We start from the raw sequence: 13,898 nt of genomic DNA, 5'->3' as shown, positions 1-13,898 counted from the left end.
GCGCATAAAATCGTTAAAAAGTCCATATAGAACGGGGCGTTATATATGTGTAATCTTCGCGGAACTTATTCCGCGTAGTTGCACTCGAAGGAACAAGTCACTTATTCCACCAAGGAGAAACACCCCCATGCGTAAACCTTTTGCTTTTGCTCTGATGCTGGCCGCAGCCATGGGCCTGGCCGCTTGCGATAAAGCGAGCGAAGACAAAGCCCAGGACGCACAGCAACACGCCGAACAAGCCCAGGAAAAAGCGGGCGAAGCTCAGGATAAGATGAACGAGGCTGCCAAGGAAAACGCCGAAGCCGCCAAAGATCAGGCCGAAGCCGAGCAGAAGGCCGCCGAAGAAGCCGCTCCGGCTACTCCGGCTCCAGAAGCCGCGCCAGCCGCCCCGGCAACAGAAGCTGCTCCAGCTGCACCGGCCGAACCTGCCAAGCAGTAATCGGCTAAAACAAGAAAACCCGACAATTGTCGGGTTTTTTTGTGCCTGAAACTTATGGATTAAACGTTTCAGGTGCCCGCTGCGGTGGTTTCCTTGGCAGGTTCGATCGAGATACTTTCAGTCGGTGTGAACACCATCACATCCAGCACATCCGAATGGAACTCGCGGCGATACAGAATCAGCACTACCCCGACACTCATGACCATGAACAACCAAGGGCTGATGAACCAGCTCAACATGGCCATGCCGAAGTAATAGGAACGCAGGCCCAAGTTGAACTGGTTGGCGGCAAGTGACAGCACCCGAGCCGCCCGCGAGGCGAATGCCTTGCGCTCCAGTTCATTGACCAGCCGTTCGCCGATCATCGGCGCCGAGCCCACCAGTACTGCGGCGAAGTTGTATTGGCGCATGCACCAGCTGAAGGTGAAAAAGGCGTAGACGAACACCATGGCCAGGCACAGCAGCTTGATCTCCGACATGCCCTGGGAGGTCTGCTGCACCAGCGGCAGGTCGGCCAGCAGCGACAGCGCCCGGTCGGAGGCCCCGAGCACGGTGAGGATGCCTGCGAGGATGATCAGGGTGCTGGAGGCGAAGAACGAGGCGTTGCGCTCGAGGTTGCCGATCACGCTGGCATCGGCGATGCGGTTGTCGCGCAGCAGCATGCGGCGCATCCAGTCTTCGCGGTACAGGTGCAGCACGCTGGCCAGGCACGCGGTGTCGCGGCCCTTCCAGATGGCATAGCGGGTGTACCCGCCCCAGCACAGGGCGAACCAGGCGATGGCCAACAGGTTGTTGAAGTTGCTTTGGATGAAGTTCATGCAGGATTCCCGAGAGGGCCAGATACCTGAAGGATAGGGACCGGATTTCGACGCTGGCAAGCGGCAAAAGGCACACATCCATCCTGATATTTGCACTGCTCATCCCGGCCTCTTCGCGGCCACGCCCGCTCCCACAGGTACAGCGCCAATTCTGGTACAGGCAAAGAAAAAGCCCCGTATCCTCTCGGATACGGGGCTTTGAAGTTTCCACCCTTGGCGAGCACCCTTCGGCTTGTGGCCGGTGCCGCCCTCAGGCTTCGACTATCAGGCCAGCGCCTCGCGCGGCTTGCCGAGCATGCGGTCGCAGGCCACGGCGCCAACCAGGGTCACCACCGAAGGCACCAGCCAGGCCAGGCCCTGGTCGCTCAGCGGCAGGTGCGCCATGAAGTCCGGCAGCACGTGGGCAATGCTGCTGCCCTTGATCGCATCGACCATGCCGAACAGCAGCGACACCAGCATCACTGGCGCCAGGATGCGGGTTGGCGAGTTCCACAGGTCCTTCACGAAGCTCAGCCCGACCACCACGATGCACGGCGGGTAGATCGCGGTGAGCACCGGGATCGAGAACATGATCAGCTTGGTCAGACCGAGGTTGGAGATCAGCAGCGAGAAGCCCGCCAGGATCACCACCAGTGCGCGGTACGACAGCGGCAGGATCTGGCTGAAGTACTCGGCGCAGGCGCAGGTCAGGCCAACCGCGGTCACCAGGCAGGCCAGCGCAATCAGCACGGCGAGGAAGCCGCTGCCCAACGAGCCGAAGGTGTGCTGCACGTAGGCATGCAGTACCGCCGCACCGTTGGTGGCGTCAGCGGCGATTTCGTGGCTGGTGGCGCCCAGGCGGAACAGGCTGATGTACACCAGGGCCAGGCCGACACCGGCGATCAGGCCGGCAATGATGGCATAGCGGGTGATCAGCTTCGGCGACTCGACACCGCGCGAGCGGATGGCGTTGACGATGACGATACCGAACACCAGGGCACCCAGGGTGTCCATGGTCAGGTAACCATCGGAGAAGCCCTTGGAGAACGCCGCGGCAGCATAGGCCGGCTGCGCTTCACCAATGGTGCCGGCAGGCAGCGCGAAGGCAGCGATGCCCAGCACCGCCAGGGCGATGATCTTCAACGGCGCCAGGAAGCGACCCACGGTGTCGAGCAGCTTGCCCGGGTACATGGACACGGCCAGTACCACCAGGAAGTACACCAGGCTGTAGATGAACAGCGCCAGCGGGCTTTCGCCGGTCAGCGGTGCAACACCCACTTCGAACGACACGGTCGCGGTACGCGGGGTGGCGAACAGCGGGCCGACCGACAGGTAGCACACGGCCGCCAGCAGGCCACCGAAGAACTTGCCGATGGGGCTGCTCAAGGCATCCATGCCGCCGCCGACCTTGGCCAGGGCAACCACGGTGATGACCGGCAGGCCCACGGCAGTAACCAGGAAGCCCAGGGCGGCCATCCACACGTGCGGACCAGACTGCAGGCCGACGATAGGCGGGAAGATGATATTGCCCGCGCCTACGAAAAGCGCAAACGTCATAAAGCCAAGTGCCAGAATGTCCTGGCCTTTTAAAACTTTCATTTAAGGTAGTACCACACTGCTGAAATCGGGATTCGAGAAGGGATTTCCCCATGGGGTGGAGGAAATGCTGCCCGGCTTGATAAGCCAGACCCGTTTAGCGTGTCGTTCCCTTTTGGGGGACGGGCACAGAGTGAGCGCGTAGGGTAACTGTTTTGTCACCTAAACGCACTGGCACAGTGCTGCTTGTCCGATGTGCGTATCTGTTTGTCGTCTGTGCTACCGGGACAGGGAGGATTATCCTCGCATTGAAACTTTCGTCTGCGTGAAAAACCCTATCAAACCCATCGAAAAATCCTTGCTGACTGTACTGGCCTCTTCGCGGGTTAACCCGCTCCCACAGGTACTTCACAATGCTCAAGGTTAGTGATTTCCGGTGGGAGCGGGTTTACCCGCGAAGGGGCCGGCCCAGGAATACCCAAACCCCGGAAACGACAAAGGCCACCCGAAGGTGGCCTCTGTGCGCGTGGGGGGTGTAGCAGTATTACTTCTTGACTTCCCAGCCAGTCAGCTCGGCCAGGGCCTTGCCGATGTCAGCCAGGGAACGCACGGTCTTCACACCAGCGTCCTGCAGGGCGGCGAACTTCTCGTCCGCAGTGCCCTTGCCGCCGGAGATGATGGCGCCAGCGTGGCCCATGCGCTTGCCCGCAGGTGCAGTAACACCAGCGATGTAGGAAACGACAGGCTTGGTGACGTTGGCCTTGATGTAGGCCGCGGCTTCTTCTTCAGCCGAACCGCCGATCTCACCGATCATGACGATCGCTTCGGTCTTCGGGTCTTCCTGGAACAGCTTCAGGATGTCGATGAAGTTGGAGCCCGGGATCGGGTCACCGCCGATGCCGACGCAGGTCGACTGGCCGAAACCGGCGTCGGTGGTCTGCTTCACAGCTTCGTAGGTCAGGGTGCCGGAACGCGAAACGATACCGACTTTGCCTGGCAGGTGGATGTGGCCTGGCATGATGCCGATCTTGCACTCGCCCGGGGTGATGACACCTGGGCAGTTAGGGCCGATCAGGGTCACGCCCAGCTCGTCGCACTTGACCTTGGCATCCAGCATGTCCAGGGTAGGAATGCCTTCGGTGATGCACACGATCAGCTTGATGCCGCCGAAGGCAGCTTCCAGGATCGAGTCCTTGCAGAAAGGAGCCGGAACGTAGATGACCGAAGCGTCAGCGCCGGTAGCTTCTACAGCTTCTTTCACAGTGTTGAACACTGGCAGGCCCAGGTGGGTGGTGCCACCCTTGCCTGGGGTTACACCGCCGACCATCTTGGTGCCGTAGGCGATGGCCTGTTCGGAGTGGAAAGTACCCTGCGAGCCGGTGAAGCCCTGGCAGATGACTTTGGTGTCTTTATTGATCAGGACGCTCATTACTTGCCCTCCGCAGCTTTGACAACTTGTTGAGCAGCGTCGGTCAGGCTGGTTGCCGCAATGATGTTCAAACCGCTTTCTGCCAGTACTTTAGCGCCCAGTTCGGCGTTGTTGCCTTCAAGGCGAACGACGACCGGAACTTTGACGCCGACTTCTTTCACTGCACCGATGATGCCTTCGGCAATCATGTCGCAGCGAACGATGCCGCCGAAGATGTTGACCAGTACGGCCGCGACATTGCTGTCGGACAGAATGATCTTGAACGCTTCGGTAACGCGCTCTTTGGTAGCACCACCGCCAACGTCGAGGAAGTTGGCCGGCTTGCCGCCGTGCAGGTTGACGATGTCCATGGTACCCATGGCCAGGCCGGCACCGTTGACCATGCAGCCGATGTTGCCTTCGAGGGCAACGTAGTTCAGTTCGAACTTGGCAGCGTGGGCTTCACGGGCGTCGTCCTGCGACGGGTCGTGGAAGGTTTTCAGCTTCGGCTGACGGTACATGGCGTTGGCGTCGATGTTGATCTTGGCATCGAGGCAGTGCAGGTCGCCGTCGGCCTTGATCACCAGCGGGTTCACTTCCAGCAGGGCCAGATCGTGATCCTTGAACAGCTTGGCCAGACCCACGAAGATCTTGGCGAACTGTTGAACTTGCTTGCCTTCCAGGCCCAGCTGGAATGCCAGCTCGCGACCCTGGAACGGCTGAGCGCCGACCAGCGGGTCGATGGTGGCCTTGAGGATCTTCTCAGGCGTTTCGTGAGCGACTTTCTCGATGTCCACGCCACCTTCGGTGGAGGCCATGAACACGATACGGCGGCTCGAACGATCGACTACAGCGCCCAGGTACAGCTCTTTGGCGATGTCAGTGCAGGATTCGACCAGAATCTTGGAGACGGGTTGACCGTTGGCATCGGTCTGGTAGGTAACCAGATTCTTGCCCAACCACTGTGCAGCGAACGCCTTGGCGTCTTCTTTGCTGCGAACCAGCTTGACACCGCCCGCTTTACCGCGACCACCGGCGTGAACCTGGGCTTTTACCACCCACTCGTTCCCGCCGATCTTGTCGCAGGCTTCTGCAGCTTGCTCAGGGGTATCGACAGCGAAACCCTTGGAAACTGGCAGGCCGTACTCAGCGAACAGCTGCTTACCCTGATACTCGTGAAGATTCATGCTTTTTACCGTCTTCGTTAGGTACTGCGCTTCGGCGCTGCGCCATCACTGGCGCCGCACCACCTGTGACCGTTGACCCCGGGTTTTCCCGTGTGATCCGGTCCGGCGGACTTTCCGCGGTGAGTCATGCACGCAAGACTCACGACGGGCAGCCCGCCGTGGTTTCTTATAATTAACGCTTCTTACGGTTGGCCACGTGAATGGCGCCGCCATTCACTGCCAGCGCTGCTTCATGCAACGCTTCGGACAGGGTCGGATGGCTGAAGACCATCATGCCCAGATCCTCGGCACTGGTGCCGAATTCCATTGCGATTGCGCCCTGCTGCACCAGTTCGGCAGCCGATGGGCCAATCACGTGTACACCCAGGACGCGGTCGGTCTTGGCATCGGCGATGACCTTGACGAAACCACCGGTGTCGTTGGCAGCCATCGCACGGCCGCTGGCCGCGAACGGGAAGGTGCCCACGTTAACCTCAACGCCCTCGGCCTTCAAGGCCTGTTCGGTCTTGCCGACCCACGCGATTTCCGGGTGGGTGTAGATGACCGACGGGATCAGGTCGTAGTTCATCTGGGCCTTGTGGCCCTTGATGCGCTCGACCACCATGATGCCCTCTTCCGAAGCCTTGTGGGCCAGCATCATGCCGCGCACCACGTCACCGATGGCGTAGACGCCCGGCACGCTGGTAGCGCAGTAGTCGTCGACGAAGATGTAGCCACGCTCGTCGATGGTCACGCCGCTGTCGGCAGCCAGCAGGTCAGTGGTCACCGGGCGACGGCCGACCGCGACGATCAGCTTGTCGAAGGTGATCTTCTGCTCGCCGTTGGCGTCGGTGTAGGTCACTTCGACTTCGTTGCCGTTGACTTTCGAGCCGGTGACGCGCGCGCCCAGCTTGATGTCCAGGCCTTGCTTGGTCAGGGTCTTCTGGGCTTCTTTCGACACTGCGGTGTCGGCAGCCATCAGGAAGGTGTCCAGGGCTTCCAGAACGGTGACTTCAGCACCCAGGCGAGCCCATACCGAGCCCAGTTCCAGGCCGATCACGCCAGCACCGATAACACCCAGGCGCTTCGGCACGGCCTGGAATTCCAGGGCGCCGGTGGAGTCGACGATGACGTTCTGGTCGACCGGAGCCGGCGGAATGTCGATCGGACGCGAGCCGGAAGCCAGAATCACGTTCTCGGCTTCGATGACTTCGGTGGTGCCGTCAGCCTTGGTCACTTCGACTTTCTTGCCTGCCAGCAGCTTGCCGTGGCCCTGGATCGAAGTTACGCCGTTGGCCTTGAACAGGGTGGCAACGCCACCGGTCAGGTTCTTGACGATGCCAGCCTTGCGGCCAACCATCGCGGCGACGTCCATCTTCACTTCGCCAGTGGAGATACCGTGGACGTTGAAGCTCTCTTTGGCTTCCTTGTACTTCCAGGAGCTGTCCAGCAGCGCCTTGGAAGGAATGCAACCTACGTTCAGGCAGGTGCCGCCCAGGGCCAGTTTGCCCTCGGCGTCGGTGTACTTCTCGATACAGGCAGTCTTCAGACCAAGTTGTGCGGCCTTGATGGCAGCCACATAGCCGCCAGGACCTGCACCAATCACCACTACGTCGAATTTCTGGGTCATAAAAGATTCCTTATCAGCTACAAGCTACAAGCCGCGGACCGCGCGGCATGGCTTCCTGCGAAGCCAGGGCCGGCACGGTACGCAGCCAGAGGGTTAGATGTCCAGCAGCAGGCGAGACGGATCTTCCAGCAGGTTCTTGATGGTGACCAGGAAGGTTACCGCTTCCTTGCCGTCGATCAGGCGGTGATCGTACGACAGCGCCAGGTACATCATCGGGCGAATCACTACCTGGCCATTGATGGCCATCGGGCGCTGGATGATGTTGTGCATGCCGAGAATAGCGGCCTGCGGCGGGTTGACGATCGGGGTCGACATCATCGAACCGAAGGTACCACCGTTGGTGATGGTGAAGGTGCCGCCGGTCATCTCTTCAATGGCCAGCTTGCCGTCACGGGCCTTCTTGCCGAAGGTGGCGATGCCGTTCTCGATTTCAGCCAGGCTCATCGACTCGGCGTTACGCAGTACCGGTACCACCAGGCCACGGTCGCTGGACACGGCTACGCCGACGTCGGCGTAGCCGTGGTAGACGATGTCGTTGCCGTCGATCGAGGCGTTGACCGCCGGGAAGCGCTTCAGGGCTTCGGTGGCAGCCTTGACGAAGAACGACATGAAGCCCAGGCGTACGCCGTTGTGGGTCTTCTCGAACAGGTCCTTGTACTTCGAACGCAGGGCCATGACTTCGGTCATGTCGACTTCGTTGAAGGTGGTCAGCATGGCCATGCTCGACTGGGCTTCGACCAGACGCTCGGCAATCTTGGCACGCAGGCGGGTCATCGGCACACGCTTCTCGGTGCGGTCGCCAGCGGCAACCACAACCGGGGCAGCAGCGGCAGCAGCGGCAGGCTTGGCAGCCGCAGCAGGCGCCGACTTCTTGTTGGCGACGGCAGCGACGACGTCTTCCTTGGTGATGCGACCACCTTTGCCAGTGCCGGCAACGGTAGCCAGGTCGATGCCGTTCTCTTCAGCCAGCTTGCGCGCGGCCGGGGCGGCAACCGGGTCGTCTTCGCCAGCGTCGGCAGCAGCGGCAGCCGGGGCAGCAGCGGCCGGGGCGGCAGCTGGTGCAGCGGCGGCAGCACCGCCTTCAACGATCGAACCCAGCACTTCGTCGGACAGGACGGTGTCGCCCTCGCCCTTGACGATGGCGCCCAGCACGCCATCGGCGGTGGCCAGCACTTCCAGGACGACCTTGTCGGTCTCGATGTCGACGATCAGCTCGTCACGCTTGACGGCATCGCCCGGCTGTTTGTGCCAGGTGGCAACGGTGCCATCGGCAACCGATTCCGGGAAGGTTGGGGCTTTGATCTCGATAGCCATTATCTGTGTTTCCTTAAATTCGGTTTCAGGTGCGCGAAGGCATTAAACAGTGAAGGCATCTTGCAGCAGTTTTTCCTGCTGCTCGGCGTGCTTCGATGCGTAACCACAGGCTGGCGCGGCGGAAGCGTCGCGGCCGGCGTACTCCAGGACCAGTGCCTTGTTGAGGCGGCCCAGGATACGGCGCATGTGGTGCTGGCTGCTGTACCAGGCGCCCTGGTTCATCGGCTCTTCCTGACACCAGACCGCATGCTTGAGGTTGGTGTAAGGCGCCAGGATTTCGACCAGGTCGTCCTCAGGGAACGGATACAGCTGCTCGATACGCACGATGGCGATGTCTTCGCGGCCTTCGGCACGGCGTTTTTCCAGCAGGTCGTAGTAAACCTTGCCGCCGCACAGGACCAGGCGCTCGACCTTGGCCGGATCGAGGCTGTCGATTTCCGGGATGACGGTCTGGAACGAACCTTCTGCCAGGTCTTCCAGGGTCGAGATGGCCAGCTTGTGGCGCAGCAGCGACTTCGGCGTCAGGACGATCAGCGGCTTGCGCAGCGGACGGATGACCTGGCGACGCAGCAGGTGGTAGATCTGGGCCGGGGTGGTCGGTACGCAGACCTGGATGTTGTGCTCGGCGCACAGCTGCAGGTAACGCTCCAGGCGCGCGGAGGAGTGCTCCGGGCCCTGCCCTTCATAACCGTGTGGCAGCAGCATGGTCAGACCGCACAGACGGCCCCACTTGTGCTCGCCGCTGGTGATGAACTGGTCGATCACCACTTGCGCACCGTTGGCGAAGTCACCGAACTGGGCTTCCCAGATCACCAGCGCGTTCGGCGTGGTGGTCGAGTAGCCGTATTCGAAGGCCAGTACCGCTTCTTCCGACAGGAAGGAGTCGTACAGTTCGAATTGCGGCTGGCCCGGGAACAGGTTCTTCAGCGGTACGTAGGTGCTGGCGTCCTTCTGGTTGTGCAGCACCGCGTGACGGTGCGAGAAGGTGCCACGGCCGATGTCCTGGCCGGTCATGCGGATCGGGTGACCTTCGAACTGCAGGGTGGCGTAGGCCATGGTCTCTGCATAACCCCAGTTGATCGGCAAGCCACCGGCCTGCATCTTCTGGCGATCTTCGTAGATCTTGGCGACCTGGCGCTGGACGACGAAGCCTTCCGGGATCTCCAGCAGCTTGGCCGACAGTTCCTGCAGGGTCTTGAGGTCGAAGCGGGTGTCGTGACGCGCGGTCCAGGCATGGCCCAGGTACGGACGCCAGTCGACGAACAGCTCACGGTTCGGCTCCTTGACCAGGCTCTTCACCACGTGCAGGCCGTTGTCCAGCGCGCTGCGGTATTCGTCGATCTTGGCCTGGGCGCGCTCGGCATCGATGCGGCCGGCCTGGATCAGTGCCTCGGCGTACAATTCACGCGTCGTGCGCTGCTTGCTGATCTGCTGGTACATCAGAGGCTGGGTGCCGTTCGGCTCGTCGGCCTCGTTGTGGCCGCGGCGGCGGTAGCAGACCAGGTCGATGACCACGTCACGCTTGAACTGCATGCGGTAGTCGATGGCCAGCTGGGTCACGAACAGCACGGCTTCCGGGTCGTCGCCGTTCACGTGCAGGATCGGCGCCTGGATCATCTTGGCAACGTCGGTGGCGTACTCGGTGGAGCGCGCGTCCAGCGGGTTGCTGATGGTGAAACCAACCTGGTTGTTGATCACGATGTGCACGGTGCCGCCGGTCTTGAAACCGCGGGTCTGCGACATCTGGAAGGTTTCCATGACCACGCCCTGGCCGGCGAACGCTGCGTCGCCGTGGATCGAGATCGGCAGCACCTTGTCGCCAACGGTGTCGTTGCGGCGGTCCTGACGGGCGCGCACCGAACCCTCGACCACTGGCGAGACGATTTCCAGGTGGGACGGGTTGAACGCCATGGCCAGGTGCACTTCGCCGCCCGGGGTCATCACGTTCGAGGAGAAGCCCTGGTGATACTTCACGTCACCGGAGCCCAGCTCGTTCATCTTCTTGCCTTCGAACTCGTCGAACAGCTCGCGCGGGTTCTTGCCGAAGGTGTTGACCAGAACGTTCAGACGGCCACGGTGGGCCATGCCGATCACGACTTCCTTGGTGCCGTAGGAACCGGAACGCTGGATCATCTCGTCCAGCATCGGGATCAGGCTTTCGCCGCCCTCGAGGCCGAAACGCTTGGTGCCCGGGTACTTGGTGCCCAGGTATTTCTCAAGGCCTTCACCGGCGGTTACGCGCTCGAGCAAATGGGCCTGCACGTCAGCGGAAAACTCCGGACGGCCGCGCACGCTTTCCAGGCGCTGCTGGAACCAGCTGCGCTGCTCGGAATCGACGATGTGGGTGAACTCGGCGCCAATGGTGCGACAATATGTCTTCTGGAGCGCCTCGAAGATCTCGCGTAGGCTCGCCTCCTCTTTGCCGATGAACAGGTCGCCGGCACGGAAGGTCGTATCAAGATCGGCATTGGTCAAGCCGTAGTGATTGATCGACAGGTCTACGGGCGCAGGACGCTGCCACAACCCCAACGGGTCGAGCTTGGCAGCCTGATGGCCGCGCATACGATAGGCCTGGATCAGTCGCAGAACTTCAACCTGCTTCTTCTCGTGTTCACTGCTCACGCTCCCGGCGGATACCGGTTGGGCGCGGCGCTGGTTCTTTGCCAGCAGTACGAAATGGTCGCGGATTGTCGAGTGCGATACATCGGTAGCGGTGCTGCCGTCGGCGGGCAACTTCTGGAAGTAGGTGCGCCACTCTTCTGGCACAGCGTTAGGGTCGTGCAGGTAGAGCTCATAAAGCTCTTCCACATATGCAGCGTTACCACCTGAAAGGTGGGCGCTTTCCCACATGCGCTGCATCACGCTTTCTTGCATGCTTGGTCACCCTCGGTTAGGGGACTGATCGGCGAGAGCCACAGCAAACCTGGAAAAGTCCGAATACAGCGACTGAACCACGCCACTTGGATCCTGCTGATTTTCCGGGTACCAGCCCGGAAGCCCCTGCTGGTCTCATATCTTCATAGGTAATGAACGCAGGCTTTGTGGGCCCTTGTTCGGGTTTTACCGCAGTGCGGGCTCACCACCCGCACCTCGGCTTACTGCAGGTACAACACTTTGTATCAGGTACCGCTTTGCAGCAGCATGTTACGTATGTGGCCGATTGCCTTGGTCGGGTTCAGACCTTTCGGGCAAACGTTGACGCAGTTCATGATCCCGCGGCAGCGGAATACGCTGAACGGGTCATCCAGGGACGCCAGGCGCTCCTGGGTCTTGGTGTCACGGCTGTCGGCCAGGAAGCGATAGGCCTGCAGCAGTGCGGCGGGGCCCAGGAACTTGTCCGGGTTCCACCAGAACGATGGGCAGGAAGTCGAGCAGCAAGCGCACAGGATGCACTCGTACAGGCCGTCCAGCTTGTCGCGGTCTTCTGGCGACTGCAGGCGCTCGATGGCCGGCGCCGGGGTGTCGTTCTGCAGGTACGGCTTCACCTTCTCGTACTGCTTGTAGAAGATGCTCATGTCGACGACCAGGTCACGAATGACCGGCAGGCCCGGCAGCGGGCGCAGAACCAGCTTGTTGCCCTTCACCACCGCCGACAGCGGGGTGATGCAGGCCAGGCCGTTCTTGCCGTTCATGTTCATGCCGTCGGAACCGCAAACGCCTTCACGGCAGGAGCGACGGTACGAGAAACCTTCGTCCTTTTCCTTGATCAGCGCCAACACATCGAGAACCATCAGGTCCTTGCCGCCGGTATCGACGTCGAACGACTCCATTTTTGGCGCCGAGTCGGTGTCCGGGTTGTAACGATAAACTTCGACTTTCAACATAGCAGCCACCCTTAGTAAGTCCGGACTTTTGGTTCGAAGGCTGGAACAGTCTTCGGCGCAAAATTGACGCCGCGCTTGGCAACGCGCTTCTCACCCGGGTAGTACAGGGTGTGGCACAGCCAGTTTTCGTCGTCACGGTCTTCGAAGTCTTCACGGGCGTGAGCGCCGCGGGACTCTTTACGGGCTTCGGCCGCGATGGCGGTAGCTTCGGCGACTTCCAGCAGGTTCTGCAGCTCCAGCGCTTCGATACGCGCAGTGTTGAAGGCCTGGGACTTGTCGTTGATCTTGACGTTGGCAATACGGTCACGCAGGCCGGCCAGCTGCTCGATACCCTTCTGCATGTATTCGCCAGTACGGAATACACCGAAGTAGTTCTGCATGCAGCTCTGCAGTTCGCGCTTGAGGCTGGCAACGTCTTCGCCAGTGGTACGCTCGTTGAGCTTGTTCAGGCGGTTCAGGGCAACATCGATATCGGTGTCGCTGGCGTCGCGGTATTCCACGCCGTCGGACAGCGATTTTTCCAGGTGCAGGCCAGCGGCACGACCGAATACCACCAGGTCGAGCAGCGAGTTGCCACCCAGACGGTTGGCACCGTGGACCGATACGCACGCCACTTCACCCACGGCGAACAGACCCGGGATGATGTGGTCCTTGCCTTCGGCGTCCATGGTGATGGCCTGGCCATGAATGTTGGTGGCAACGCCGCCCATCATGTAGTGGCAGGTCGGTACGACCGGAACCGGCGCGACCACCGGGTCGACGTGGGCGAAGGTCTTGGACAGTTCGCAGATACCTGGCAGGCGGCTGTGCAGCACTTCCTCGCCCAGGTGGTCCAGCTTCAGCAGTACGTGGTCCTTGTTCGGGCCCACGCCGTTGCCGGCGATGATTTCCTTGACCATGGAACGGGCAACCACGTCGCGGCCGGCCAGGTCTTTCGCGTTCGGCGCGTAACGCTCCATGAAGCGCTCGCCGTGGGCGTTGATCAGGTAGCCACCTTCACCGCGGCAACCTTCGGTAACCAGTACACCGGCGCCGGCGATGCCGGTCGGGTGGAACTGCCACATCTCGATGTCCTGCACCGGCACGCCTGCACGCAGCGCCATGCCGATACCGTCACCGGTGTTGATCAGGGCGTTGGTGGTGGAGGCGTAGATACGACCGGCACCGCCAGTGGCCAGAACGGTGGCCTTGGACTTGATGTACATGGTTTCGCCGGTTTCGATGCAGATCGCGATCACACCGACGAACGCGCCGTCCTGGTTCTTCACCAGGTCAACAGCGTAGTACTCGTTGAGGAAGGTAGTGCCGGCCTTCAGGTTGCCCTGGTACAGGGTGTGCAGCAGCGCGTGACCGGTACGGTCGGAAGCAGCACAGGTACGGGCGGCCTGGCCACCTTTACCGAAGTCCTTGGACTGGCCACCGAACGGACGCTGGTAGATGCGGCCGGTTTCGGTACGCGAGAACGGCAGGCCCATGTGGTCCAGCTCGAAGACCGCAGCCGGGCCTTCCTGACACATGTATTCGATAGCGTCCTGGTCACCGATGTAGTCGGAGCCTTTGACGGTATCGTACATGTGCCAGCGCCAGTCGTCGTTCGGGTCGGCCGAAGCGATGGCGCAGGTGATGCCGCCCTGGGCGGATACAGTGTGCGAACGGGTCGGGAAGACCTTGGTGACCACGGCAGTCTTGTGACCGCCTTGAGCCAGCTGCAGCGCAGCGCGCATGCCGGCACCGCCGCCACCGATGATGATGGCGTCGAAGGAAATGGTTGGAATGCTAGCCAT

Annotated in this window: 10 protein-coding genes; 1 reads left to right on the top strand and 9 read right to left on the bottom strand. The window is 61.3% G+C overall.

Features of this window, described 5'->3' with window-relative positions; translation table 11 throughout:
• Positions 1-127 precede the first annotated feature (127 nt).
• Positions 128-439 carry a hypothetical protein gene (locus tag ACIQYU_RS08275; protein WP_063912714.1) on the top strand — a complete coding sequence of 104 codons (312 nt, stop codon included), beginning with the start codon at positions 128-130 and terminating at the stop codon, positions 437-439.
• A 68-nt stretch (positions 440-507) separates the two neighbouring features.
• On the opposite strand, the gene ACIQYU_RS08270 is transcribed toward ACIQYU_RS08275, so the two are convergent.
• The 9 genes from ACIQYU_RS08270 to sdhA all read right to left on the bottom strand — a co-directional run bounded on the left by ACIQYU_RS08270 (position 508) and on the right by sdhA (position 13,898).
• Complete coding sequence (locus ACIQYU_RS08270) at positions 508-1,257, bottom strand: DUF599 domain-containing protein (RefSeq protein WP_207830100.1); 750 nt, start codon at positions 1,255-1,257, stop codon at positions 508-510.
• A gap of 264 nt (positions 1,258-1,521) precedes the next feature.
• Positions 1,522-2,835, bottom strand: coding sequence for a branched-chain amino acid transport system II carrier protein (gene brnQ, locus ACIQYU_RS08265; RefSeq protein ID WP_015271095.1), 1,314 nt, complete (start codon positions 2,833-2,835; stop codon positions 1,522-1,524).
• A 481-nt stretch (positions 2,836-3,316) separates the two neighbouring features.
• Positions 3,317-4,201: a succinate--CoA ligase subunit alpha gene (gene sucD, locus ACIQYU_RS08260; protein ID WP_004376004.1), complete on the bottom strand. Its 885-nt coding sequence runs from the start codon at positions 4,199-4,201 to the stop codon at positions 3,317-3,319.
• Positions 4,201-5,367 carry an ADP-forming succinate--CoA ligase subunit beta gene (gene sucC, locus ACIQYU_RS08255; protein ID WP_003254205.1) on the bottom strand — a complete coding sequence of 389 codons (1,167 nt, stop codon included), beginning with the start codon at positions 5,365-5,367 and terminating at the stop codon, positions 4,201-4,203. Before sucC ends, sucD begins: the two co-directional genes overlap by 1 nt.
• Before the next feature lie 172 nt (positions 5,368-5,539).
• Positions 5,540-6,976, bottom strand: coding sequence for a dihydrolipoyl dehydrogenase (gene lpdA / locus ACIQYU_RS08250; protein ID WP_013973439.1), 1,437 nt, complete (start codon positions 6,974-6,976; stop codon positions 5,540-5,542).
• A 93-nt stretch (positions 6,977-7,069) separates the two neighbouring features.
• A complete protein-coding gene (gene odhB, locus ACIQYU_RS08245) occupies positions 7,070-8,290 on the bottom strand; it encodes a 2-oxoglutarate dehydrogenase complex dihydrolipoyllysine-residue succinyltransferase (RefSeq protein WP_063912716.1) in 1,221 nt (406 codons plus the stop codon).
• 42 nt (positions 8,291-8,332) lie between these two features.
• Entirely contained in the window at positions 8,333-11,164 is a 2,832-nt protein-coding gene (locus ACIQYU_RS08240) for a 2-oxoglutarate dehydrogenase E1 component (RefSeq protein ID WP_063912717.1), read from the bottom strand.
• A gap of 245 nt (positions 11,165-11,409) precedes the next feature.
• Positions 11,410-12,114, bottom strand: a complete 705-nt coding sequence (locus tag ACIQYU_RS08235; RefSeq protein WP_402798933.1) for a succinate dehydrogenase iron-sulfur subunit — start codon at positions 12,112-12,114, stop codon at positions 11,410-11,412.
• An 11-nt stretch (positions 12,115-12,125) separates the two neighbouring features.
• Positions 12,126-13,898 (bottom strand): succinate dehydrogenase flavoprotein subunit, encoded by a 1,773-nt coding sequence (gene sdhA / locus ACIQYU_RS08230; protein WP_063912719.1) that lies wholly within the window; start codon positions 13,896-13,898, stop codon positions 12,126-12,128.

Origin of the sequence: Pseudomonas sp. NPDC096925 (genome assembly GCF_044762545.1) — a bacterium.
Lineage (GTDB): Bacteria > Pseudomonadota > Gammaproteobacteria > Pseudomonadales > Pseudomonadaceae > Aquipseudomonas.
This window is presented reverse-complemented; position numbering and strand designations above follow the sequence as displayed.

Excerpts from the sequence above, each read along its gene's own strand:
- odhB (WP_063912716.1), bottom strand. The coding sequence starts at position 8,290 with ATGGCTATCGAGATCAAAGCCCCAACCTTCCCGGAATCGGTTGCCGAT.
- sucC (WP_003254205.1), bottom strand. The coding sequence starts at position 5,367 with ATGAATCTTCACGAGTATCAGGGTAAGCAGCTGTTCGCTGAGTACGGC.
- sucD (WP_004376004.1), bottom strand. The coding sequence starts at position 4,201 with ATGAGCGTCCTGATCAATAAAGACACCAAAGTCATCTGCCAGGGCTTC.
- ACIQYU_RS08270 (WP_207830100.1), bottom strand. The coding sequence starts at position 1,257 with ATGAACTTCATCCAAAGCAACTTCAACAACCTGTTGGCCATCGCCTGG.
- ACIQYU_RS08235 (WP_402798933.1), bottom strand. The coding sequence starts at position 12,114 with ATGTTGAAAGTCGAAGTTTATCGTTACAACCCGGACACCGACTCGGCG.
- lpdA (WP_013973439.1), bottom strand. The coding sequence starts at position 6,976 with ATGACCCAGAAATTCGACGTAGTGGTGATTGGTGCAGGTCCTGGCGGC.
- sdhA (WP_063912719.1), bottom strand. The coding sequence starts at position 13,898 with ATGGCTAGCATTCCAACCATTTCCTTCGACGCCATCATCATCGGTGGC.
- ACIQYU_RS08275 (WP_063912714.1), top strand. The coding sequence starts at position 128 with ATGCGTAAACCTTTTGCTTTTGCTCTGATGCTGGCCGCAGCCATGGGC.
- brnQ (WP_015271095.1), bottom strand. The coding sequence starts at position 2,835 with ATGAAAGTTTTAAAAGGCCAGGACATTCTGGCACTTGGCTTTATGACG.
- ACIQYU_RS08240 (WP_063912717.1), bottom strand. The coding sequence starts at position 11,164 with ATGCAAGAAAGCGTGATGCAGCGCATGTGGGAAAGCGCCCACCTTTCA.